Below are 22,522 nucleotides of genomic sequence, written 5' to 3'. Positions count from 1 at the left end.
CTAAAGGATTAGTGAGCAGCTTCAGAAGCGGCAGCTTCAACAGCTTCAACAGCTTCAGATGCAGCAACAGTAGCTTCAGAAGCAGCAGCAGCAGCGTCTACAGCAACTTCAGATGCAGCTTCAACAGCTTCAGATGCAGCAGCAACTTCAGATGCAGCTTCAGCAGCAGGAGCTTCTTCTTTCTTAGCACAGCCAACGAAAGCTAAAGTAGTAGCAACTGCAGCAGCAATAGCAATTTTTTTGAATAACATGGCATCACTCTCTAAAATATGAGATTAAAAAAAACCGACGTTAGTCTGTTGTGTGCTTTTATTGTTCCTAATTTTGCTAGGGACTAACAATGCAGGAGCAGCCTAACTGGTCTGCAAATATGCTATCACTGCGCATTTTGAATTGCTACTAGCTGGGATGAAAAAAGTGATAAAAAAGGTCTAAAAACAGGGCTTTTTTAACAGAAAATAACAATCAATGATGAGGTTTGTATTGGAGAAGTACTGAATAAACATTTAAAAAGATGAAGGTTTTTTATTTCAAATTTTTGTTTATCAAAAACTTGCAAATAAGTTTACAGAGAATCGGATGAAATGTTGCTTTGTGTAAGCTAAGTCAACCAAATAAAAAGGCTGTCGTTAAGACAGCCTTTTTAGGTGAAGCAGGTCGGATTAGCTGGTCGCTTTACGCTTCATTTGATCAAAGAAATCATCGTTGGTTTTAGTTTCTTTCATGCGATCAAGTAGGAACTCCATTGCTGCAAGTTCATCTTGGGTATGAAGTAACTTACGTAAAATCCAAACTTTACGTAGATTGTCTTCAGACATTAAGCGCTCTTCGCGACGGGTGCCCGACTTTTTGATATTCATCGCAGGGAAGACACGTTTTTCCGCAATACGGCGATCCAGTGTAATTTCTTGGTTACCTGTACCCTTAAACTCTTCGTAGATCACTTCATCCATTTTACTGCCTGTTTCAATCAGAGCTGTAGAAATGATGGTTAGTGAGCCACCTTCTTCAATATTACGTGCTGCACCGAAGAAACGCTTAGGGCGTTCCAGCGCATGTGCATCCACACCACCAGTTAAAACCTTACCAGATGAAGGCACAACGGTGTTGTAAGCACGTGCTAAACGGGTAATGGAGTCGAGCAGAATCACAACATCTTTCTTGTGCTCAACCAAACGTTTTGCTTTTTCAATCACCATTTCAGCCACTTGAACGTGACGAGCAGGAGATTCATCAAACGTTGACGCAATGACTTCACCACGAACAGTACGTTCCATTTCCGTCACTTCTTCAGGACGTTCGTCAATGAGAAGAACGATCAGGAAACACTCTGGGTTGTTACGCACGATCGACTGAGCGATGTTTTGTAACAACATGGTTTTACCCGCTTTTGGCGGCGCTACGATAATTGAACGTTGGCCTTTACCGATAGGTGCAACCAAGTCAACTACACGTGCGGTTAAATCTTCTGTCGTCCCGTTACCAAGTTCCATCACCAATTGCTCAGTTGGGAAAAGTGGTGTTAAGTTTTCAAACAAGATTTTGTTACGTGAGTTTTCTGGAGTGTCGTAGTTAATTTGGTTCACTTTTAACAGTGCAAAGTAACGTTCGCCTTCTTTGGGTGGGCGAATGGTTCCCGTAATGGTGTCACCAGTACGTAGATTGAAACGACGAATTTGAGATGGGCTAACATAAATGTCATCTGGGCCTGCAAGGTAAGAACCTGCTGCAGAGCGTAAGAAGCCGAAGCCATCTGACAGAATTTCCAAAACGCCATCACCAAAGATCTCTTCGCCATTCATCGCATGGCGCTTTAAGATGGCAAAAATAATGTCTTGCTTACGGTTACGAGCCATTCCTTCGAGGCCCATAAATTCAGCAATTTTGATGAGTTCGCCAATCGGTTTTTTCTTGAGTTCGGTTAAATTCATAGGAGGTCAGATAAGAATCAAAAATTCTAAATTACAGGATGAAAAGGAAGCAACATTTAGCCGCAGACATGCAATGAAGTAACGCAATTGTATTTGAACTATAACAATTCAGAGGACTGATTCATTGTTTGAAGAGAAACGTGTCAAAACAATTTGTATTGCCGAGCGGCGATCTTATGTGTTGTGTCTTTTAAGAAAATGACAGGATTGAATAATCCTTTATCTCTTGATCATGCAATATAAGAGAGAAAGACAGACTTGTCAATTTATAGCCGAAAAAATACGCTGTTGTTTAGACAGCGTATTTCATTTTCAATCTAAACGGATGCTTAAATGTTTTCTTCAATGAAAGCAGTCAATTTCGATTTTGGTGCAGCGCCCACTTGTTGAGCAACAACTTCACCATTTTTGAACATGAGTAATGCAGGAATGTTACGGATGTTATAGTTCACAGCCGTTGCTTCGCAAGAAGTCACGTCAACTTTAACAATCTTCACTTTACCTTCGTATTCGTTCGCCAATACTTCTAATACAGGTGCAATTGCTTTACATGGCGCACACCAGCCTGCCCAGAAGTCAACAAGCACAGGAACGTCTGATTGAAGTACATCAGCGTCGAAGTTTGTATCAGTTGTATTTACGATATTGCCAGACATGGATAGCTCCAGTTTCAATTTTTGGATAGTTTTATGGCTATTAGTATGTCATAGCCTGCTATCACTGAGTAGATGGATTACTAAATTTTCAACCTTTAGTTTGAATTTGTCTAATTGAAGCTCACGATGTTACTGATCGTGTAACACAATTGTCATATATGCCGAAATTTTAAAAGCTCGTCAATTTCTGACCACAAATGGCTTTTAAATTGCATGGAGGTGAATTAATCTAAGCACAATTCTGTATAGGTTTATATTAAATCATGTCTGATTTTTTGATTGATGAAGAGTTACTTGCTGCCATCGATATGGGGTCGAACAGCTTCCACTTAGCGATTGCGCGAGTGGACCATGGCGAAGTGAAAAAAGTTGCGTCAATGTCAGAAAAAGTACAGTTAGCAGCGGGTTTAGATGAAAATAAAAACTTAACAGAAGCCGCACAGCAGCGTGGTTTGGCCTGTTTATCTCGCTTTGTCGGACGCTTAGGTTCGGTTCAGCCGAATCGTTTAAGAATTGTGGCGACCAATGCGCTACGCCAAGCCAAAAATGGACATGAATTTATTCAAAAAGCGGCAGAAATTTTGCCGAAGCACATCGAAATTATTGCAGGTCGTGAAGAGGCTCGTCTGATTTATTTAGGTGTATCTCATACCATGGTAAACAGTGGACGCCGTCTTGTGATTGATATTGGTGGGGGGTCGACAGAGCTGATTATTGGTGAAGAATTTGAGCCCATTCATACCGAATCTTTACAAATGGGCTGTGTAGCATTTACAAAAGCCTTCTTTGTCGACGGTGAAATTAACCAAAAAAGTTTTGATAAAGCTGTGGTAGCAGCGCGTAAGGAGCTGTCTGGTATTGCCAATACCTATAAAGAAGCGGGTTGGGATACGGTGGTCGGTTCGAGTGGAACCATCAAAGCGTGTCGTCAAATTACCGTGAATATGGGTTGGAGTAATGAAAAAGAAGAACTTACCCGTGACGGTTTAGATAAGCTTAAAGAAAAATTGCTCAAATATAAACATGTCGCTGAGATGGAATTTGATGGTCTAAAAGAAGACCGTCGAGCAGTTTTGCCAGCCGGAATCGCTATACTTTATGCCATTTTCGATGTACTTGAACTGGATAAACTGGTGTATTCAGATGGTGCCCTACGCGAAGGGGTGATGTATGACTTGCTGGGACGTTTTCAACATGAAGATATTCGAGATCGTTCTGTACAAGCGTTAATGGGCCGTTATAACGCCGATCCAAAACAAGCTGAACGGGTCGTGAACATGGCTCAGCATTTGTTTGATGGTGTGGCGGATTCACTAAAATTAACCACAGAAGACAGTGATTTACTGCGTCGTGCGGCTTATCTGCATGAAATTGGTTTAGCGATTAGTCATGCGGGCTACCATCGTCATGGCGCATATTTATTGCAACATTCTGACATTGCGGGCTTCTCACAAATTGATCAAAACCATCTATCACATTTGGTGGCCCATCACCGTCGTAAGCTACGCAGTGACGCGCGTGTCGATGTGATGAAGGTTGGCGGCAACAAATTAGTGTATTTATGTTTGTTACTTCGCCTCGCTGTTTTACTCAATCATAGTCGTAGCGATCAGATGCTTCCTGCCATTGAATTAACAGTAGGCAATGCGCAACAATGGCAGCTGAGTGTTTCTGGTAATGCCGCGCAATGGCCTTTGCTGGTTGCGGACTTGCATGATGAGCAAGCGCAATTTAAGCATTGGGATGTTGAGCTGGATATCCAATCAGAACAATTTGTCGATGAATAAATTGGTCAATTAGGGATTTATGGTTGAGCTATGAAGAATAAAGCTGCGCAATCCAAAGCATGGACGACGGTTCAAATTGCACGTCATCCTGAGCGTCCGCAATTTTTAGATTATGTGAGTGAAATTTTTACCGAATTTGATGCTTTGCATGGTGATCGCTTATTTGGTGATGATGGTGCAATGATCGGTGGATTAGCTCGCTTTGATGGTCAGCCAGTCATGATTGTGGGTCAACACCGTGGTCGTAGTACGCGTGAAAAATTACAACATAACTTTGGTATGAGTAACCCAGAAGGTTACCGTAAATCACAACGCTTACTCGATATGGCTGAACGTTTTAATCTACCCGTCTTTACCTTTATTGACACCATGGGTGCATATCCAGGTGTGGGTGCAGAAGAACGTGGTCAGGCTGAAGCAATTGCAACATCTTTGGCACAACTTTCAAGCTTGAAAGTGCCTGTAATTGCAACTGTACTCGGTGAAGGCGGTTCAGGTGGCGCACTGGGCATTGGTGTGGCTGACCGTGTGGTGATGTTATCCCATAGTATTTATTCAGTCATTTCACCTGAAGGCTGTGCATCTATTTTATGGAAAACAGCTGAAAAAGCAGAGCAAGCCAGCGAAGCTTTGGCATTGACTGCGGAAAAACTACAGAAAATTGGTATTGTTGAATATGTGGTCGATGAAGGTGAGGGCGCTCATCTCAACCCAGAACAAGTCATGCATGCTTTAAAAACCGTTTTAAAAGATGCATTGGCTGAGTTGCAACCAATGGATGCGAATGAACGATGCGAAGCACGTTACCAACGTTTAATGAAGTTTGGCAGCGACAATTTAGGGCTAGTGTCTTAACTGAGTTTCAGGATACACCTGAACAGCCTCATTTTTTAATCGGATGTAGTGGTGGCATGGATTCCATGCTGCTACTGCATTTGATGTCTCATTTATTTCCCAAGCGCATTCGCGCCATCTATATTGATCATCAATTGCAGGATGTTAGTCCGCAGTGGGGTAGCTTTGTTCAAGAACAATGCTATGTCTTGGATGTCCCATGTGTGATTCAAGCGGTGGATGTTGATCTAGGCAATGTAGAAAGCCAAGCGCGTAGTGCACGTTATGCGGCCTTTCAGAAGCATCTTCTTGCCAATGAAATTTTAGTTCTCGCCCATCATCAACAAGATCAAGCCGAAACCGTTTTACTCCGTTTACTCTCTGGTACGGGGATTCATGGACTAGCCGCCATGCAGAGCATCGACATACGAGAGCAATTTACAATTTGGCGCCCTCTATTGGCTTTGTCCAGACAGCAAATTGAGCTGTGGGCTGCTGAGATGCAGTTGAGAAATATTCAAGACCAAACCAATTTTGATACCAGTTATGATCGGGCATGGTGCCGAGCCGAATTGTGGCCAATTTTAGAACAACGCTTTCCGAAAATGCAGCAAGCTTTGGTGCGTACCAGTTACTTAATGCAAGATGCCGAAACGATTTTAGCCGATGTGTTGGCGCAAGATTGGGTCAGTTGTGGGAATGCTTCGGTTTTAAATTTAACCCCATTTCGTCAGTTGTCTGCACCGAGACAGCGACAGTTGCTTTCTGCTTGGATGAAAGGTGAGGATTTATATCGTCCTGCTTTTGATATGGTGCAACGCTTGTTTGATGAAGTGATTGAATCCAAAGTGGATGCCCAAGCCGCATTGCATTGGAATCAATATTATTATGTGCGTTATCAACAGCAACTCTTTCGTGTCAGTAAAGCAGAGTATTTGGCGGAAGAATGTCAGACGATTGAGTCAATTGAGCAGCGTTTTAGTTTAGATCAAGCTTATGGATTTGCTTCAGGGCAATATCGGATTGAAACACAAAAATATGGACTGTCTTCTGAATTATTAGAGCAGCCTTTACAGATAAAACCGCGTTTAGGTGGGGAAAAACTACATTTGTATGGACGCGTTGGGGCTTGGCCGTTGAAAAAAGCCATTCAGAGTGCACAAATTTTTCCGTGGCAACGTCATACAATACAAATATTAAGCATAGATAATGTTATGCTTGGTGTTTTTACGCCTAAAGGATTTTGGTTGGTCGAGTCGGCTTATTGTGAAGTGGGTGGATGGCAACCAAATTTAATCGCTTAGTTAAAAAATTCAGGATAGAGAAATAATCATGAGCGCAGTGTTGAATCGTAATATTTGTTTTATCGGCGGTGGTAACATGGCTCAAGCCCTCATTGGTGGCTTGATTTCACGTGGTTTACCTTCAACTCGCATTACGGTTTCTGATCCTGTTGAACAAGTTCGTCATTTATTGGCTGAAAAAGACTTGGTGGTGACTGAGGATAACGCATCTGCTATTCGTGAAGCCGATGTCGTGGTCTTAGCGGTTAAACCTCAAGTTTTAGCCAATGTTTTAAAACCATTAAACGGTTTGTTTGACGGTAAGTTGATTATTTCGATTGTTGCGGGTGCTGAAATTGCAACGATTGCTGCATTAGCTGGCAGTAATCGTATTGTTCGTGTGATGCCAAATACGCCTGCTTTAGTACAAACAGGTGCGCATGGTTTATATGCCACTGAGGCTGTAGATAAAGAAGACCGTGATTTGGCGAGCCAAGTACTGGCTGCAACAGGCTTGACTTTATGGGTAGGCGAGGAAGCGCAAATTGATGCTGTGACTGCGGTGTCTGGTTCAGGTCCTGCGTATTTCTTCTATATGATGGAAAGCATGATCCGTGCAGGTAAAAACCTCGGTCTAGATGAAAAAGTAGCAACGGCATTGACGTTGCAAACGGCATTGGGTGCGGCACAAATGGCAATCACGAGCTCAAATACACCAGCTGAATTGCGTAAAAATGTCACTTCACCGAATGGTACAACCCAAGCGGCACTTGAAGTGTTTGATCGTGCACAAATTTCACAAAATATCCAAGCTGCATTGGCTGCTGCTCAAAAGCGCAGTCAGGAACTTGCTCAAGAGCTGAGTGAAAGTAGCAAATAATCGTTTTATTTAGGAAAGTTCAAGTATGGGTGCAAACTCTGCGCTAATTTTTGGCATCATTATTAACGTTGCAATTTTACTGGTGTTCTTCCGCTTTCTCATGCAGTTGGCAGCGGTTAACTTTTATAACCCAGTGGTGATGTCGACCGTAAAAGCCACAAAAATTGTGGATATGTTTGGTCGTATTTTTCCAAATGTAGCGAAAGGCCGCGTTAACTTAGCGGCTTTAGTGCTTTTGGTTTTATTGTACTTACTGAAAATTTTTGGCGTCATGTATCTCTCTGGAGCGATGCCGAATAGTCCTGTGCATTTGGTCATTTTAACTTTTGTGACCATGATTCAGGACTTGATTCGTTTCTGTCGTTACCTGATTTTTGCAACGATTATTTTAAGTTGGGTGGTGATGTTTACGCAGTCACGCTCACCTTATATCGAAGTGATTCAAGAGCTTGCTGAACCATTATTGGCACCGTTTCGCCGTTTGTTGCCCAATATGGGGATGATTGATCTTTCTCCAATCGTGGCGTTCTTGGCGCTGTATATAGCTGAAATGATTATGAATGAAGTGGCGATTGTTCTGCTCACTGGTTTATAAGCTTTTAGCGAATAAAAAAGGACTCGATTGTGAGTCCTTTTTTGTTGTTGAAATTTTTAGGTGAAGACGTTGATATTTCTTCTAGGAAGTAAATGAGCTTCATCCCAGCCTTCCTCCTAGGAGGAGGAAGGTGCAAATGTTTTAGTGGGCTTCATCCCAGTTTCGACCTTTGCCGACTTCAACCAACAATGGCACAGAAATTTTCAAAACAGATTGCATCACGTCTGCCAGTTTCGAAGCCAGTTCATCAGCAATACTTTCATCGACTTCAAAAACCAATTCATCGTGTACTTGTAGTAGCATTTTGGCTTGATCTTTAGGCAGCATTTGATCAACTGCAATCATCGCCATTTTAATAATGTCTGCTGCAGAACCTTGTAGTGGTGCATTAATTGCGGCACGTTCAGCCGCTTGTTTGATCATTTTATTGCTTGCCATAATATCGGGCGTATACAAGCGACGGCCTAAAATGGTTTCGACAAAACCTTGTTCACGTGCAATTTGACGGGTACGTTCCATATAGTCGAGCACGCCCGGATAACGTTGGAAGTATTTCGCAATATAGCCACGCGATTCTTCACGGCTAAAACCGAGTTGACGGGTTAAGCCAAACTCAGACATGCCGTAGAGTAGACCGAAATTGACGGCTTTGGCCTGACGACGTTGGTCTGACGTGACATCTTCAAGTGCGACACCTAAGACTTCAGCCGCTGTACGACGGTGTACATCTTGCCCATGATTAAAAGCATCGACCAAGGCTTCATCTTGGGAGAAATGCGCCATTAAACGCAGTTCAATTTGTGAATAATCGGCTGCCAAGAGCACGCGACCTTGTGGTGCAATAAAGGCTTTACGAATTTGACGGCCAATTTCCTCACGCACAGGAATGTTCTGTAAGTTGGGGTCGGTCGAAGACAGACGACCAGTTGCGGTCAGTGCTTGGTGGTAACTGGTATGCACACGATGGGTATCACTGTTGGCTTGTTTTAATAAGCCATCGGTATATGTGCTTTTTAGTTTCGATAAACCGCGATAGTCTAAAATCAGCTCGGTAATCGGATGGTCAATTTTTTCTAAAACGCTTTCAGAGGTACTGTACTGACCCGTTGCGGTTTTTTTTCCGCCCTTAAGTCCGAGTTTATCAAACAGAATTTCACCGACTTGCTTCGGTGAGCTGACATTGAAACTTTGTCCTGCCAGTTCGGTAATTTGGCTTTCAAGATTGGCCATGGTATTGGCAAACTCAACACCGAGTTGGTCAAGGAAGCTTAAGTCGAGCTCAATGCCGTTTTCTTCCATGATGGTCAGGACGCGGGCAACTGGCATTTCGACATTATGTAAAATATTGACCAATTCGGGATGCTTTTGCAGTTTGGCATCGAGCACTTCAAACAGGCGATAGGTTACATGGGCATCTTCCGCAGCATAGTGCGCGGCGGTTTCGATCTCAATTTGGTTAAAGGTTTTCTGTTTTGCGCCTTTACCCGCCACCTGTTCAAAAGTAGTGGTTAAGTGGCTGAGGTAGAGACGCGAAACGTCATCCATCCCGTGACGAGTCGCCACAGCATTGAGTACATAAGATGCCAACATGGTATCGAAATACCAGCCTTTTAGTTCTATGCCATGATTTTCTAAGACATGCGCATCATATTTCAAATGATGACCGATTTTTTGAACCGATTCATCTTCTAAAATAGGTTTAATTTGCGCCAAGATCTGTTCACGATCTAACTGCACAGGTGCATTTTCATAATCATGCGCAAGTGGAACGTAATACGCATCTTGCGCATCGAACGCGACCGAGAAACCAACAATTTTCGCTACGCGATAGTCTAAACTGGTGGTTTCGGTATCAAAGGCAAAACGTTTTTCTGTACTTAAACGTTTGAATAATTGAGTCCACTGTTCTGTACTGAGCACAGTATGGTAATTTGCTTGACCCAGTTGGTCATCGACACTGCTTTGAACAGCCTGATCTTCTGTATTGATGATGGTTTCAGACTGTGCTGATTTGGCAATGTGTTGCGTCGCTTGTTTGTAGGTTGCACTATTTGGATTGTTTGGATGATCGAGCGATTGTAACTGCTGACGGAATTCAAGCTCGGTATACAGTGAACGCAAGGCTTCGGTATTCGGATCTTGGAGTTTCAGATCGTCAAAGGTCAGTCCTGTCTCTAAATCACAGACAATACTTGCCAGTTGGTGATCTAGAGCAATTCCATCGGCATGTTCTTTGATGTTTTGACCGACTTTGCCTTTAATTTTATCGACATTTTCTAAAATGCCACCAATTGAGCCATATTCTGTTAATAGTTTTGCTGCGGTTTTAGCCCCGACACCCGGAACACCCATAATGCCGTCAGAGGCATCGCCCATTAAAGTCAGATAGTCAATAATTTGGTTTGGCCACACCCCAAATTTTTCAAACACACCATTTACATCCATGGGCTTGTCTTTAAAGCTGTCTTCTAGCGTGACTTTATCGGTCACCAGTTGAGCCATGTCTTTATCGCCTGTGGAAATCAGCACTTGCTGTCCCGCAGCTTCTGCACGTTTGGCTAAAGTCCCGATGATGTCATCTGCTTCTGCACCCGGTAGCATATACAGTGGAATACCAAGCGCACGAATTAAGGCATGCAAGTATGGAATTTGTTCTGATAATTCTTCAGGCATACTTGGGCGGTCACCTTTATAAATCGGCGATAGCACATGACGAAAAGTTGGTTCTGGCGTATCAAAAATGACTGCCATATGTGTTGGCTGGGTACGACGCATCAGTTTTTGGATGGCAGAAATTGCCCCACGAATTGCATTGGTATGTAAGCCAGTTGACGTGGTGAGCGGTGGCAAAGCATGAAAAGCACGAAATAAAAAGTATGAGCCATCGACCAAGACAAATGGTGGCATTGCAAGATTCCTTATCCAAATAACCCGTTTATTGTACGTGATTTTGACGCAGAACAAAGTGTATTGATGTACCGATTGGCATAGATGGTTACGGTTATGCGCTTAAAGATGTACTACAAGCTGATGTATTATTTGAAGATGAGAAAAAGAGATCGAGAACGGATGCAAACTGGACAGCGTGAAATTCGCATGATGTGGTTAATGGGGCTCACGATTGTTGCTATTGCAGCATGGTTTCTGGCTGTACCGCTGTTGAGTGCATTGTGTGGAATTGCTTTGATCATGAGTGTTATGCACTATGTTGATAGCATTGAAAACCCTAGTATGACCTTGGCGGAACAACGGGGCATTGCTTTTCAGCCAACGTCAAAAGTGCCGCTTTACCTTGCTGCTTTCGTCATTTTAATTGGCATGGTGGGGCAATGGGGCGGACTCATTGGATTGGGGATCAGTGGTTGGTTGTTCTTTTTCTTTCGATGGTTGCGTCGTCTAGAATATCTATTGTTATCCGTGCAAGCACAACCACATCAGGTGATATCTGACCGATTCACAGAATCTGAAAACGCTCCCTCTTTACCCACTACTCTAAACAACACAGATGATTTAAGTCTCAGTGAGCAAGTGAAACGCTGGCTTTGGCAGGGCAATCCTGTCTTAAAAGTTGCGATTGTGATACTGCTGATTGGGCTTATTTTACTATTACGCTTTGCCACCGAACATTGGCAGTTGAGTCTCGCGGTAAAGCTTAGCCTCGTTGCTGCTGTAAGTGTAGGTGTTGTGGTCTTTGGTTATGCGCTCCTACAAAAGAACCACAGTTTTGCTTTGGCTTTGGAAGCACTTGGACTGTCAGGTTTATTTTTGACTTTGTTTTTTGCTTACTACAGCGGTGTGATTGCAAGTTTAGCGATTGCAAGTCTGTGCTTTGTGGTGGTGATGGCGCTTACACTTTGGCTCAGTTTAAAACAACAGTCGATTGAGCTGGCGTTGATGGCGATGATCATTGCATATTTGGCGCCTTTTACCTTACCTGTACGGAATGCCACTGCGATAGAGCTGGTGGCCTACTATTTGGTTATCAATATTTCGGTTGCTGTTTTAAGCACGTTCAGGCCGTGGAAAGTCCTCAATCAAATTGCTTTTTTAATGACGGTGGTCGTAGGCGGCGCTTATGCCTTTTATCAGGGTAAAGTGCCTGAGCGAGGCATGCTTGCCTTGTTGGTTTTGGCACATAGTACGGTCTTTATTTGGTTGAGTTTTCGTTATAGTCAACTGTTGGCGCGTGAGGATTTAACTCAGTTTAAGTTAAAACCGATCTTGGATGTGGCTTTGATTTTTGCTGCCCCCATTGTTGCTTTTGCTTTTTTGTATGTGATGTATTTTGAGGAAACGACTTGGCAGGCAGGCTTTAGTCTGGGCTTTGCAGCGCTCTATGCCATGCTTTATCAACTGCTAAAAAGAGCCCATAGCGTTGAGCTGATTGCGCAAAGTTATCTCAGTTTGACTTTGGTCTTCTTGGCACTGATTCCCCCTATTTTACTGCCTGATCAGTGGGGCGTAGTGGGTTGGAGTGTTGAGGGTGCATTGATCTTTATGTATGCCTTATATCGAAACTCTGCCCTGAGTCGTTATTTGGCGATGGGCTTATTGGCCGTGGCAGGACTATCAAGTCTGTATTATGTGGTGGAGCTCAATCGTTTTCCAACGGAAGTCTATTGGGCGCTGTGTCTGAGTTATTTTGCTGTGGTTGCCGTTGCCAACAGTGTAGAGCGCTTTAGACAACAGTTGTCTTTTGCCACCATTGCCTTTTTTTGCTTACAACTACTTTCAGCAACCAGCATGTTGTTTATTTTACTTTTGGATGAAATCGACAGTAAAAGTCAGGTAATGATGGCACTGCTGATCATCGTGCTTTTATATACAGTACTAAATGAATGGTTGCTCTACCGTAAAGCCAGTTGGTCATGGTTATTACCTAAATGGATTGGCCTGATTCCGTTGTATGCAGTTGCCTTTATTTTCTTGGTGGGCTTGAGCCATGATGGCATCATTATGTGGTCGACTGGTTTAGATCGCCTATTGTTTGCTTTAACGAGTGGATTACTCACGTTGCTGTGGCTTCGCCCGTTACAGGGTGTGGAGGATGAGCAGGAGTGGGTAAGTTTGGGGGCTTTACTGAGTTTGGCGCTGACCAGCTTAACTTTCATTCCAAGTATGCCGTATTTGAGCATGGTCATTTTACCGCTGGCCTTTGCTGCATGGTGCTATACACAACCGACTCAAACGCGATGGAGACAGTTTTGGCAAGCACGCAATACCTTAGTGCTCATGTTGTTTTGGATCGTGTGTTCTCAGATCTTTAGCCAACAAGCTTTTGCAGGGTACTGGTTACCCATTTTCAACCCATTTGACTTGGTCAGTATTGCGATGCTGATCGGTTTCATTTGGATGTTGAATTTACAAATGAAAGCGGGTTTGGAAAAAAGTCTGGGTGCCATTTTGATGATGTCGAGTCTACTTTGGCTCAGTAGTTATGTGGTGCTACGTGCGCTGCATGTCTATTTTGCAACACCCTATAATGACTGGAAAATGTGGGAAAATGCCTTGGTGCAACTGAGCTTTACTTTGCTTTGGGTCAGTTTGGCTTTCATTTGCATGCTGACGGCGACCAAACGGAACTTGCGTTCATTGTGGATTTTTGGTGGGTGTATTTTAGTTCTTGTGACACTGAAATTGGTCTTGTTTGACTTATCTCACATTGGGACACTCACCCGTGTGATTTCATTCTTAGGCGCAGGTTTGGTGATGTTGATAATTGCGTATATTGCACCGATGCCTGAACTTGAGGAAAAGACCAATTAAACAAGTTCAGCTCCTTATGTCTGCATGGATCATAAGGAGCTGAGGCGATTTATTTGATGTTCGGTTCTCGTTTCAAGGCTTGTGCATTGGCATATTGATCAATTTCTTCATTGGATAATGGACGCGAAAGCGGATGATCGACAAAACCCATTTTCGGCACAGGAATTTCGATTTGGTTATCTAAGAAACCATTGCGAATACGTTCCTGCATTTCATCGCGCACTTGTAAAAAGTGTTCTTGCTGACACCACACGGCAAACAGTAACTCAATCGAAGATTCGCGAAAGGCGGTGACGGTGACGGCAGGTTTAGGGTCTGCAAGCACCAAAGGATATTTATTAGCCACATCAATCAGCACCTCGCGTACTTTAATGATGTTCTCATGAAAGTTAATTGCTAGGGTGATGGGAATGCGCCGTATTGGAAACTTAGAGAGGTTATGAACTGGGGCTCGAATCAGTTGTTCATTCGGTAGTCGTACATAAATGTTGTCCTGAGTGAGTAACTTAACCGAGAGGAGGTCAATTGAAATGACTTCACCTTCAATGGTATTGCCGCGAATAAGGGTGATTGAAATGGTGTCACCAATTTCAAAAGAACCTTCACCAATCAGGAACAATCCACTAATTAAGTTGGATGCTGAGGTTTGTGAGGCAAAACCCAAAGCAACCGTCAAAATACCTGCGGCGCCTAAAAATACACTCAGTTTAAAACCAGCTTCTTTGAGGCTGGCCATCACAAAAATTAGGAAAATAAAGTAAAAAATACCACGACGCCAGACCAGCCGTTGGTGGGCGTTAAACTTGGTTCCAATGGTTCGGATAAAGGTATTTGAAACCAGACGTGCCAAGAGAAACCCAACAAAACACAGCACTAAGGCAATTAAGATTTCCGTTAATCGTTCTGTATTGATGTTGGTGAAAATGCCTTTTAGGCTACTGGTAATTTCTTGGGGAATATTTGAGTTTGGCATATTTCCCCCTTAGAAGAATGAATCAAACATATTAAATAACGCACTCGCCGAAGAGCGAGGTGGATGCACATAAATCACTTTGCCTGCATGCGGAGGCGTACGATTTTCGATACGGATTCTCGGTGGCCGATCGGCACCTTCATGCAAGACTTTAATTTGTGATGTCCAAAGTCGATCCGTACTTTCACTATAAAATAAAGGCAGGGCTGAAACAGGCACGTTCATGCGGTCAAAACGCAGTTGTAAATGGCTGGTATTGTGGAACTCAATGGGAGTCACTGCACGAAATGCACGTGGTTTGAGTTGATGCAATTCAGTTCGACCATCGACAGCTGTAGCGTAGGCAATTTCACCTGTACGGTGGTTTGGCCCAAACCAAGTTTCTTTGGGTAAAATCACAGGAATATCAAATAGGGGATCGCGCTGACCTTCAATAAAACCCGAAATCCATAACGGAGTGCTGATATACAGCGTCCCGCGCTGACCAGCTGGAATATAAATCGGGTCGACAGGTTTAATTACCACTGAACGATCGGCCAAACGTGGCATCAGTTGAATCGTATGGTGAGTGTTTTTAAACATGTAGCGTTTAATTTCAACGGGTTGTGGAAAGGCGAAATGTGGGTCCTCTATCGCATGCCACTTTTGCTCATAGTCATACTGAACTTGAGGACGATGGAACTCTAAACGCCATTCTTGTAGACCGCGGGTGAGGCGAAAAAGTAATGAGCCGAACTGCCACGCACGAGCTTGATTCAACTCAAAGTTGTATTCCCCCCACCATTTTAAATTGGGGCTATCCGATTCAAACAGTTCATTCATATTAGGCAACAGCACATTTCCTTATATTGCAAATCAGTGAAAAACAGACTTCACGCTGTCATATGCTTAGAGTACACTCAAAATAATATTTTTCATCATTATTATAATTTTAAGATGCAAGTGCTTAAACAATTACAAATTCCCTATAGTTTTGCGAAGCGTCATGGCGTGCTGTTGCGTTACGAAGGCGATCAAGCCTTTATTGTGCGCCGTGAAAGTACGTCGTTGTTGGCTTTGCAAGAGGCACGTCGTTTTTTAGGTGTGGCAGCACAACATCAACTGTGTAGTGATGAAGAATTTCACCAGCTTTTAAGCAGTAGCTATGCAGGGGACAGTGGCGAATCACAACAAGTGGCCGCAGGTTTAGAAGATCATCCCGATTTACTCAGTTTAGCTGACCAAGTGCCTGAAGCTGAAGATCTGATGGATCAAGAAGATGATGCTCCAATTGTTCGTTTGATTAATGCGTTATTGTCTGAAGCCATTCGTGTTGGCGCATCAGATATTCATATTGAAGCTTTTGAAAAGAAACTATCGGTGCGTTTACGTGTCGATGGGCAATTACGTGAAATTGTGCAGCCACGCCGTGAACTAGCACCGCTGTTGGTGTCTCGTATTAAAGTCATGGCCAAATTGGATATTGCAGAAAAACGGATTCCGCAAGATGGGCGTATTTCACTGCGTTTAGCCGGTCGTGAAGTGGATGTGCGTGTTTCGACTTTGCCATCATCACATGGCGAACGTGTGGTGATGCGTTTATTAGATAAACAAGCCGGTCGTTTGAACATGACACATTTGGGCTTATTGAAACCTGACTATGAGCGTTTAACCCAATTGGTGCATCGCCCACACGGCATTATTTTGGTCACAGGGCCGACAGGTTCGGGTAAAACAACAACGCTTTATGCGGCGCTTTCAGACCTTAATGATGGTTCGAAAAATATTTTGACCGCAGAAGACCCGATCGAATATCAATTGGAAGGGATTGGACAGACCCAAGTTAACACCAAAGTCGATATGACTTTTGCGAGAGCCTTAAAAGCCATGCTGCGTCAAGATCCTGATGTGGTGATGGTGGGTGAAATCCGTGACTTGGAAACGGCTGAAATTGCGGTCCAAGCATCACTCACAGGGCATTTGGTTTTATCTACACTGCATACCAATACGGCCATTGGTGCGGTGACCCGTTTAAAAGATATGGGCATTGAGCCGTTTTTGTTGTCGAGTTCTTTGATTGGTGTCATTGCACAGCGTTTAGTGCGAACCTTATGTAGTCACTGTGTGACATGGCATGAAGCCGATACTTTTGAAACACAACTGTTTCAGCATTTGAATCCAAAAGCAGAACTTCAGTTACCTCAACCGAATGGCTGTGAACGTTGTGCACATACAGGTTTTACAGGGCGGACGGCGATTTATGAAATTGTCGCTGTGGACGATCAGATGCGCCGTTTAGTTCATGGCAATGCCGCTGAATATGAATTAGAAAGTTATGCCCGACAACACTCAGGCTCTATTCGTGATGATGGTTTGCGTAAAGTGTTGGCTGGGAAAACCACACTGGAAGAAGTATTACGTGTGACTAATGAAGCGGCTGAGTAATGAGTGAAGCTAAAGATTAAATTTAAAAAATCCAATTTTAGAGGGGTTCATTTATTTTGAAATTGAGAGCCTTTAAAAAATGCAAGTTCCAAAGCTCTATATTCCGTAATGTCATAACCAACTTTTTGTTTCATTAACTCAAAAAATGCTGTAAATGCTTTTTCATTTTTTAGCTCTTCGATAAGATTTAAATACTCAATATAAGCTCTGGGCTTTTCTAGTCTATATTTATGTGGTTCTACATCGTTTAGAAATCTAAAAACACGGCTGTCCCAAATCGCATATTGCTTTGGGTTTATAAAATGTAAGAGTTTTGATGTACCAACAAGTGAATTGTTAAAGGTAGTTTTTAGCGTTGTAAGTTGTTGTTCATCGATAAGTTTGCCTTTTTTGACTTCATTTAAGATGAAGAGAACTTCTTCTGTATTTTTAAGATTTAGCGCTTTTAGGATCATGGGCATCCAAGAGTAAGTAAACTTATTCCGATAACCAAATTCTCTAAATTGATAGATTCTAAATTTTGGAAGTAATTTAAAAAATAAGGATAGGAAAGGAGATAATTTTCTTCAGTCGATTTAAAATTATTTGCAATATTAGTCAGTTGAAGAAAAGTTTCATCATTTGATTTGTCACGTTTCATTTTAGGTGTTTTTCTACATTCTTTAAGTCAATATAGAATATTTGAATAAATTAAATCCACCTAAAAATTAGTCTTTATTTTTAAGTGGATGTTCATTTAAAAATTAAACAATCACATTCAACGTCACATCAATATTGCCACGCGTTGCATTTGAATAAGGACAAACAATATGTGCTGCATCCACTAATTTTTGCGCTTCTGCTTGCTCTAAACCTTCTAAATGAATGTTCAAGGTCACTTGAATACCAAAGCCTGTTGGAATCGGGCCAATACCTACATCACCTTCGATATAAACATCAGGTGTAATTTTTAATTGGTCACGGTTAGCAACAAACTTCATTGCACCTAGAAAACATGCAGAATAACCTGCGGCAAAAAGCTGTTCAGGGTTGGTTCCACCACCTGCGCCGCCCATTTCTTTAGGAACGGTGAGTTTTACATCTAAAATTCCATCAGAAGAGGTTGCGCGACCATCACGCCCACCTGTCGCTTTAGCATGTGCTGTATAAACTACTTTTTCTAAAGACATTGTGATTCCCTGAATATTGTATTTGAGTCCTTATCCTGTCCTAAATTGCAGAAAGAATAAGCAGTGTTTTTGTAAATTTATACAGAGAATGCTTGCGATTAAGTTGAGGGTTTAGTTAATTAAAAATCAATGATATAGAATCCTATTATTGTTTTTTAACATTCGCAATCAGGGCTTGTCGATGTGAATGAAAACTGAGAGCGATTCGAGTGATTATTAATTTTAAAGATAAATTAGAGTCATGTATTTTATGAGAGCTAGAGCTACTCCATGAAAGAGCAGTAGTGAATCAATATGAAGTTTTTGTGCGAAGAATAACCTTGTCTTAAACGATCGCAGCGTGATTAAAACTGCACTAATTTTCGGTGTTGCATTAACGGCATGCTTTCACGAATTTGAACTTGTTCCGCCAAGTCAAACGGTACCGTAATCAACTGTGCACCCGGGTTAAGAATTAAATCCAAAACTTGACCACGGCTATTGGTTGCTGCTGCATGTCCCCAAGTTTGTCTCTTTTCACCATGCCAACCTTGTTGCGCTGCGCCTAACACGATGCTTTGGCTATCCATCGCACGGGCTTGTAATAATAACTGCCAGTGCATTTGCCCCGTGGTGTAAGTAAATGCAGCAGGAGCAGTCAAAATATTTGCACCACGCGCGCGTAAAGTTAAAGCCAATTCAGGAAAGCGTAAGTCATAGCAAACCATCAAGCCAATATTACCAAAAGGCGTTTTTGCCACAACGACATCTGTACCAGGTTCAAAAAACTTCGATTCTTTGTAGCCACCCACAGCATCGCCAACTTGTACGTCAAACAAATGAATTTTGTCATAACGTGCTTCAGTACGTTCAGGGCTAATGCAAAGACTGACTGTACGAACACGACCATCCTCAATAACAGAACCATCTGGACGGAACGGGCATGGGAGAGTACCCGCGACGATCCAGATCTGATATTGATGAGCAAGATTTTCTAAACGCTTTTGAATGTCTTCAAACTGTGCTGCTGTCTCACGTTGTTTGCCTGCAGCAAAACAAACGAAGTTTTCTGGAAACACAATAAGTTCAGCACCATTTGCTTTACTTTGTTGAATGAGAGACTCAATAACAAGGAAGTTTGCTTCGATGTCATTTTGAGAGTTCATCTGTGCAACAGAAAGTAAAGTCATAAATGGGCCTACAAAATTTGTTGTTATGCGTTTTGTTGCTGTGACACTTGATCGAGGCTGTCTTGTTCTTTTTGCAACTGTTTGACTAAAGGTTCAAACATATTTTGATTACTTTGATTCAGTTCCATCAAAGTCTTATGCGCATCTAGTACGGTGTTTAACATATTACGATGTGTAATGTGCTCTTCCATCAGTTCGAGGGTACAAACGTTTGGATCGCCACAGTAGTTTAAAATCACAAAAACCTGCCCTAGCCCCATACTGTTGGCTAAGGTAGTGATATCAGAGTTGGTGGACAACATGACAGCTTGGATATTATGGATCTGTTTAAGCTTTAAGCCTAACTTTGCCAAAATGCCTAACACAGTGCTGTCGATGAATGTAGTTTGGGTTAAATCTACGATTGCACCAACAACATTTGACTGTTGTTCAATACGGTTTAAAAGTTTGTCTAGACTGATACAAGATTGGGCACGCACTTCGCCAATAAGCTTAAAAATATGCGTTCCATTCAAGCTTGCATATTCAACATGACCTGTTGACATATAAATGCCATTTGCAGAGAAGGATAGGAAATTATCCCATAGGGCAAATACTTACTCAAGTATCTAACAGTCTTAGAAGATAGGATATTGTAATAAGTTATTGATAATTTGATTAATTCATTCGACGTAAACTTAAAATGGCAATATCATCTGCAACATGTTCTGGTGCTTCAAAGGATTGATTTTGCAAATGATACACCAATTGTGTGAACTGATCATTCAGTCCGCCATTGAAGGGTTCAAGTGCGCCATCGGAACAAATAATGAAGCGGGTATGACGGTTGAGTACACATTCATGCTCTTCAACTTCCAATTCTTCAGTAAGGCCCAAAGGAAAACTACTGGTATGTAATATTTTAGGAGCTTGATTTGGCTCAAAGATAATTGCGGGGGGGTAATGCCCTGCACTCGACCAGCGAAGTTGATGGGTTTCGAGGTTTAAAATCCCTGCAATCATGGTGATGTGCTTTTCAATATTCTCTTGAACTAACATGCCATTGAGTTTCTTAATGAGTCCACGCGGTGTTTTTGCACGACCATGAAAAGCCGCCATCCAAGAGGTTAATAAACTACTGGTGACCCCATGACCGGATACATCAGCCAAATAGAACATCACTTCTTTATCGCTAATTTTCCAATAATCAAACCAGTCTCCAGACAAATAAGCAGAAGGTTGAAAAAACGTTTCAACGGTGTAGTTTTGGAGTTCTATAGGGTTTGGTAAAAGTCGCTTTTGTAACTCTGCAGCGGAAGGCAGATCGCGACTGTCTTGATTACGCTTATATTGAGCATCAATTTTGAGTAAGGATTGCTGTGGGTTACTGGGCAGTTTATTCCACATCCAACCTGCTAAAGCACCGAGTTCCCAAGCTTGGGCTAAAGCACTACCTTCATTTTCAAAGGCAAGGACAATGGTAGGCAGTGTCCATTTATAATCTAAATAATCTTGGATATCGGCAATAGCAATAATAGTCGGGTCATAAAGATCAATGTCTTCTATGCGAATCATTTGCACACTTGGTAGTGTGTCTAGCACCTGTTCTAAATATGGAATATGGCGAGAAGGTTGAATGAAATACATAAAAAAAATGGCTTATCCTTAGCATTAAGCTATTGCTTTACTATAACAAGCAAATTACAGCTAGAGAAAAAAAATTCAACTCTAGCTGCAATACATTGTTATTCCGTATCTAACATTTGATGCGATTCATTGGTTGATGGAGAGCTAGAAGAATCATCATCACCGACCTCATCAATGAACATTCCTTCAGCTTCTTGGCCTTTTTTCTCAGCAATAATGAAGTTTTTACGTTGTAAATAAATATCACGAATTGAGGAATATTTGTCGCCTTGAATCGCACCCTCAATATCAATCAGTTGTGATCGCACATCAATACCACGTAAAGCCTGTTCCGCCCAATACAGGCCTTCTTCATCTTCTAAAATATATCTTTGTGGGCGTGCATAGCCATCAACAACCAAACCAAAGCCATCACGGAAAGTGCTTGGTCCAAAAATTGGGAGTACTAGATATGGGCCAGATGGAACCCCCCAATAGCCAAGAGTCGTACCAAAGTTTTCATCTTCAGTTTCTAAACCTAAGCGCGAAGCAGGATCTGCAAAACCTAAAGTAGTTACCGTATTAATGGTAAATCGACCTAAAGTTTTTGCGGCACGGCCGGGACGACCTTGTATAAGTTGGTTCACCGCATTCCAAGGTTCACCGAGGTTTTTACGAAAGCCACTATAAGAGTCACGAATCGGAGAAGGGATCTTTTCTTTATATTCCACCGCAATTGGGCGAACGATCGCACGGTCTAAAGCATCATTGACGGCAAAAATTTGTCTATTTAAAGGTTGAAGCGGATCTTTTACATTATCAGGTTGTGCTGCATTGGCATCTACTTTTAAATCTTTTGCTTTAATATTCTTTAATTCTTTAAGCGAAGAAGATTGAGCTGTTTGCGGATCAGCACTGGTATCTATTTCGCTGGCAGCTGTAGGCGCTACATCTTCAGCAAATGCAAATGTTGTAAAGCCTACAAAGAGTAGACCAGCACATAAGTGGCGAATGTGTTGCATATAAAAGAGTTCCGGAACTTTATAATCAGCAGGTGAATTAAAAAAATAATCTTTTAACTATCTTAACAGCTCTTTATTGCTCATTGTTAAATCAAATTTTAAGAAATGTTAGTAAAAAAGCGATATTTTGCTGAATAAGTAAACAGTTGGAGGTTTTTTTATAAATAATTGAATAAAGGGGGTTGTGTTGGTTTGGAAATGCTGTAGAATGCACATCCATCGGCGGTGATGTTGATTAAAACTTGTTGAGAAACAAGGATTTAGCCCAAGCGGTAGAATCTGGAAGTCTTGAATAAGTTTAAAAATAATTAACAAAACCAGTTGACTTCTTCTTGAAAGAGAGTAGTATAGCCGACCTAGCTTGCTGATGACGAATCAGCAAGAAGATCATTAAGAGATTATGAAGAACAACTTGTGTGGATTTTTAC

The 22,522-nt window shown here is 42.1% G+C and carries 19 protein-coding genes; 7 read left to right on the top strand and 12 right to left on the bottom strand.

Annotated features, from left to right (window positions below):
* Positions 1 to 8: 8 nt before the first annotated feature.
* The 3 genes from HYI04_RS14855 to trxA form a co-directional block, all read right to left on the bottom strand.
* The gene (locus HYI04_RS14855) at positions 9 to 251 is read right to left on the bottom strand and encodes a hypothetical protein (protein ID WP_004692268.1); all 243 of its coding nucleotides are present in this window, start codon (positions 249 to 251) and stop codon (positions 9 to 11) included.
* Between the two features lie 411 nt (positions 252 to 662).
* The gene (rho, locus tag HYI04_RS14850) at positions 663 to 1,931 is read right to left on the bottom strand and encodes a transcription termination factor Rho (protein ID WP_004692266.1); all 1,269 of its coding nucleotides are present in this window, start codon (positions 1,929 to 1,931) and stop codon (positions 663 to 665) included.
* 329 nt (positions 1,932 to 2,260) lie between these two features.
* Complete coding sequence (gene trxA, locus HYI04_RS14845) at positions 2,261 to 2,587, bottom strand: thioredoxin (protein WP_004692264.1); 327 nt, start codon at positions 2,585 to 2,587, stop codon at positions 2,261 to 2,263.
* Between the two features lie 263 nt (positions 2,588 to 2,850).
* Between trxA and ppx the strand changes: the two genes are divergently transcribed.
* The 5 genes from ppx to HYI04_RS14820 are packed head-to-tail and all read left to right on the top strand — an operon-like array spanning position 2,851 to position 7,966.
* Positions 2,851 to 4,374 (top strand): exopolyphosphatase, encoded by a 1,524-nt coding sequence (ppx, locus tag HYI04_RS14840; RefSeq protein WP_004692262.1) that lies wholly within the window; start codon positions 2,851 to 2,853, stop codon positions 4,372 to 4,374.
* A gap of 30 nt (positions 4,375 to 4,404) precedes the next feature.
* Entirely contained in the window at positions 4,405 to 5,229 is an 825-nt protein-coding gene (locus HYI04_RS14835) for an acetyl-CoA carboxylase carboxyltransferase subunit alpha (protein ID WP_078388708.1), read from the top strand.
* A complete protein-coding gene (gene tilS / locus HYI04_RS14830) occupies positions 5,166 to 6,512 on the top strand; it encodes a tRNA lysidine(34) synthetase TilS (RefSeq protein WP_178896333.1) in 1,347 nt (448 codons plus the stop codon). The genes HYI04_RS14835 and tilS overlap by 64 nt, the downstream gene beginning before the upstream one ends.
* A 28-nt stretch (positions 6,513 to 6,540) precedes the next feature.
* A complete protein-coding gene (proC, locus tag HYI04_RS14825) occupies positions 6,541 to 7,371 on the top strand; it encodes a pyrroline-5-carboxylate reductase (RefSeq protein WP_004692257.1) in 831 nt (276 codons plus the stop codon).
* 25 nt (positions 7,372 to 7,396) lie between these two features.
* Positions 7,397 to 7,966 carry a YggT family protein gene (locus HYI04_RS14820; RefSeq protein ID WP_004979206.1) on the top strand — a complete coding sequence of 190 codons (570 nt, stop codon included), beginning with the start codon at positions 7,397 to 7,399 and terminating at the stop codon, positions 7,964 to 7,966.
* A 141-nt stretch (positions 7,967 to 8,107) separates the two neighbouring features.
* Here HYI04_RS14820 and polA read toward each other — a convergent pair whose 3' ends face one another.
* Positions 8,108 to 10,873: a DNA polymerase I gene (gene polA / locus HYI04_RS14815; protein WP_178896332.1), complete on the bottom strand. Its 2,766-nt coding sequence runs from the start codon at positions 10,871 to 10,873 to the stop codon at positions 8,108 to 8,110.
* Positions 10,874 to 11,035: 162 nt separating this feature from the next.
* Here polA and HYI04_RS14810 point away from each other — a divergent pair, with 162 nt between their 5' ends.
* The gene (locus tag HYI04_RS14810; RefSeq protein ID WP_178896336.1) at positions 11,036 to 13,732 is read left to right on the top strand and encodes a DUF2339 domain-containing protein; all 2,697 of its coding nucleotides are present in this window, start codon (positions 11,036 to 11,038) and stop codon (positions 13,730 to 13,732) included.
* Between the two features lie 49 nt (positions 13,733 to 13,781).
* On the opposite strand, the gene HYI04_RS14805 is transcribed toward HYI04_RS14810, so the two are convergent.
* Together HYI04_RS14805 and HYI04_RS14800 are read right to left on the bottom strand one after the other, a co-directional pair.
* Entirely contained in the window at positions 13,782 to 14,705 is a 924-nt protein-coding gene (locus HYI04_RS14805) for a mechanosensitive ion channel family protein (RefSeq protein WP_004692251.1), read from the bottom strand.
* Between the two features lie 9 nt (positions 14,706 to 14,714).
* Positions 14,715 to 15,527 (bottom strand): hypothetical protein, encoded by an 813-nt coding sequence (locus HYI04_RS14800; RefSeq protein ID WP_017396988.1) that lies wholly within the window; start codon positions 15,525 to 15,527, stop codon positions 14,715 to 14,717.
* A 114-nt stretch (positions 15,528 to 15,641) separates the two neighbouring features.
* Here HYI04_RS14800 and gspE point away from each other — a divergent pair, with 114 nt between their 5' ends.
* The gene (gspE, locus tag HYI04_RS14795; protein WP_159153656.1) at positions 15,642 to 17,129 is read left to right on the top strand and encodes a type II secretion system ATPase GspE; all 1,488 of its coding nucleotides are present in this window, start codon (positions 15,642 to 15,644) and stop codon (positions 17,127 to 17,129) included.
* Positions 17,130 to 17,176: 47 nt separating this feature from the next.
* Here gspE and HYI04_RS14790 read toward each other — a convergent pair whose 3' ends face one another.
* The 6 genes from HYI04_RS14790 to HYI04_RS14765 form a co-directional block, all read right to left on the bottom strand.
* The gene (locus HYI04_RS14790) at positions 17,177 to 17,584 is read right to left on the bottom strand and encodes a hypothetical protein (RefSeq protein WP_228276927.1); all 408 of its coding nucleotides are present in this window, start codon (positions 17,582 to 17,584) and stop codon (positions 17,177 to 17,179) included.
* A gap of 288 nt (positions 17,585 to 17,872) precedes the next feature.
* Positions 17,873 to 18,298 (bottom strand): organic hydroperoxide resistance protein, encoded by a 426-nt coding sequence (locus HYI04_RS14785; RefSeq protein ID WP_005400731.1) that lies wholly within the window; start codon positions 18,296 to 18,298, stop codon positions 17,873 to 17,875.
* A gap of 344 nt (positions 18,299 to 18,642) precedes the next feature.
* A complete protein-coding gene (locus tag HYI04_RS14780) occupies positions 18,643 to 19,467 on the bottom strand; it encodes a carbon-nitrogen hydrolase family protein (protein ID WP_159153657.1) in 825 nt (274 codons plus the stop codon).
* A gap of 23 nt (positions 19,468 to 19,490) precedes the next feature.
* Positions 19,491 to 20,012, bottom strand: a complete 522-nt coding sequence (gene gigB / locus HYI04_RS14775; RefSeq protein ID WP_004692241.1) for an anti-anti-sigma factor GigB — start codon at positions 20,010 to 20,012, stop codon at positions 19,491 to 19,493.
* 112 nt (positions 20,013 to 20,124) lie between these two features.
* Positions 20,125 to 21,093: an RsbU family protein phosphatase GigA gene (gene gigA / locus HYI04_RS14770; RefSeq protein WP_178896331.1), complete on the bottom strand. Its 969-nt coding sequence runs from the start codon at positions 21,091 to 21,093 to the stop codon at positions 20,125 to 20,127.
* Between the two features lie 98 nt (positions 21,094 to 21,191).
* Positions 21,192 to 22,094 (bottom strand): VacJ family lipoprotein, encoded by a 903-nt coding sequence (locus HYI04_RS14765; RefSeq protein ID WP_159153658.1) that lies wholly within the window; start codon positions 22,092 to 22,094, stop codon positions 21,192 to 21,194.
* Between the last annotated feature and the right edge of the window lie 428 nt (positions 22,095 to 22,522).

This window comes from Acinetobacter sp. SwsAc2, assembly GCF_013391465.1.
Taxonomy (GTDB): Bacteria; Pseudomonadota; Gammaproteobacteria; order Pseudomonadales; family Moraxellaceae; genus Acinetobacter; species Acinetobacter johnsonii.
Note: the sequence above shows the minus strand (reverse complement) of the source record. Positions and strands in the feature narration are given on the sequence as shown.

What these genes read in the sequence shown, in the direction of transcription:
- HYI04_RS14855 (WP_004692268.1), bottom strand. Translation starts at nt 251, where the DNA reads ATGTTATTCAAAAAAATTGCTATTGCTGCTGCAGTTGCTACTACTTTA.
- rho (WP_004692266.1), bottom strand. Translation starts at nt 1,931, where the DNA reads ATGAATTTAACCGAACTCAAGAAAAAACCGATTGGCGAACTCATCAAA.
- trxA (WP_004692264.1), bottom strand. Translation starts at nt 2,587, where the DNA reads ATGTCTGGCAATATCGTAAATACAACTGATACAAACTTCGACGCTGAT.
- ppx (WP_004692262.1), top strand. Translation starts at nt 2,851, where the DNA reads ATGTCTGATTTTTTGATTGATGAAGAGTTACTTGCTGCCATCGATATG.
- HYI04_RS14835 (WP_078388708.1), top strand. Translation starts at nt 4,405, where the DNA reads ATGAAGAATAAAGCTGCGCAATCCAAAGCATGGACGACGGTTCAAATT.
- tilS (WP_178896333.1), top strand. Translation starts at nt 5,166, where the DNA reads ATGCGAAGCACGTTACCAACGTTTAATGAAGTTTGGCAGCGACAATTT.
- proC (WP_004692257.1), top strand. Translation starts at nt 6,541, where the DNA reads ATGAGCGCAGTGTTGAATCGTAATATTTGTTTTATCGGCGGTGGTAAC.
- HYI04_RS14820 (WP_004979206.1), top strand. Translation starts at nt 7,397, where the DNA reads ATGGGTGCAAACTCTGCGCTAATTTTTGGCATCATTATTAACGTTGCA.
- polA (WP_178896332.1), bottom strand. Translation starts at nt 10,873, where the DNA reads ATGCCACCATTTGTCTTGGTCGATGGCTCATACTTTTTATTTCGTGCT.
- HYI04_RS14810 (WP_178896336.1), top strand. Translation starts at nt 11,036, where the DNA reads ATGCAAACTGGACAGCGTGAAATTCGCATGATGTGGTTAATGGGGCTC.
- HYI04_RS14805 (WP_004692251.1), bottom strand. Translation starts at nt 14,705, where the DNA reads ATGCCAAACTCAAATATTCCCCAAGAAATTACCAGTAGCCTAAAAGGC.
- HYI04_RS14800 (WP_017396988.1), bottom strand. Translation starts at nt 15,527, where the DNA reads ATGAATGAACTGTTTGAATCGGATAGCCCCAATTTAAAATGGTGGGGG.
- gspE (WP_159153656.1), top strand. Translation starts at nt 15,642, where the DNA reads ATGCAAGTGCTTAAACAATTACAAATTCCCTATAGTTTTGCGAAGCGT.
- HYI04_RS14790 (WP_228276927.1), bottom strand. Translation starts at nt 17,584, where the DNA reads ATGATCCTAAAAGCGCTAAATCTTAAAAATACAGAAGAAGTTCTCTTC.
- HYI04_RS14785 (WP_005400731.1), bottom strand. Translation starts at nt 18,298, where the DNA reads ATGTCTTTAGAAAAAGTAGTTTATACAGCACATGCTAAAGCGACAGGT.
- HYI04_RS14780 (WP_159153657.1), bottom strand. Translation starts at nt 19,467, where the DNA reads ATGACTTTACTTTCTGTTGCACAGATGAACTCTCAAAATGACATCGAA.
- gigB (WP_004692241.1), bottom strand. Translation starts at nt 20,012, where the DNA reads ATGTCAACAGGTCATGTTGAATATGCAAGCTTGAATGGAACGCATATT.
- gigA (WP_178896331.1), bottom strand. Translation starts at nt 21,093, where the DNA reads ATGTATTTCATTCAACCTTCTCGCCATATTCCATATTTAGAACAGGTG.
- HYI04_RS14765 (WP_159153658.1), bottom strand. Translation starts at nt 22,094, where the DNA reads ATGCAACACATTCGCCACTTATGTGCTGGTCTACTCTTTGTAGGCTTT.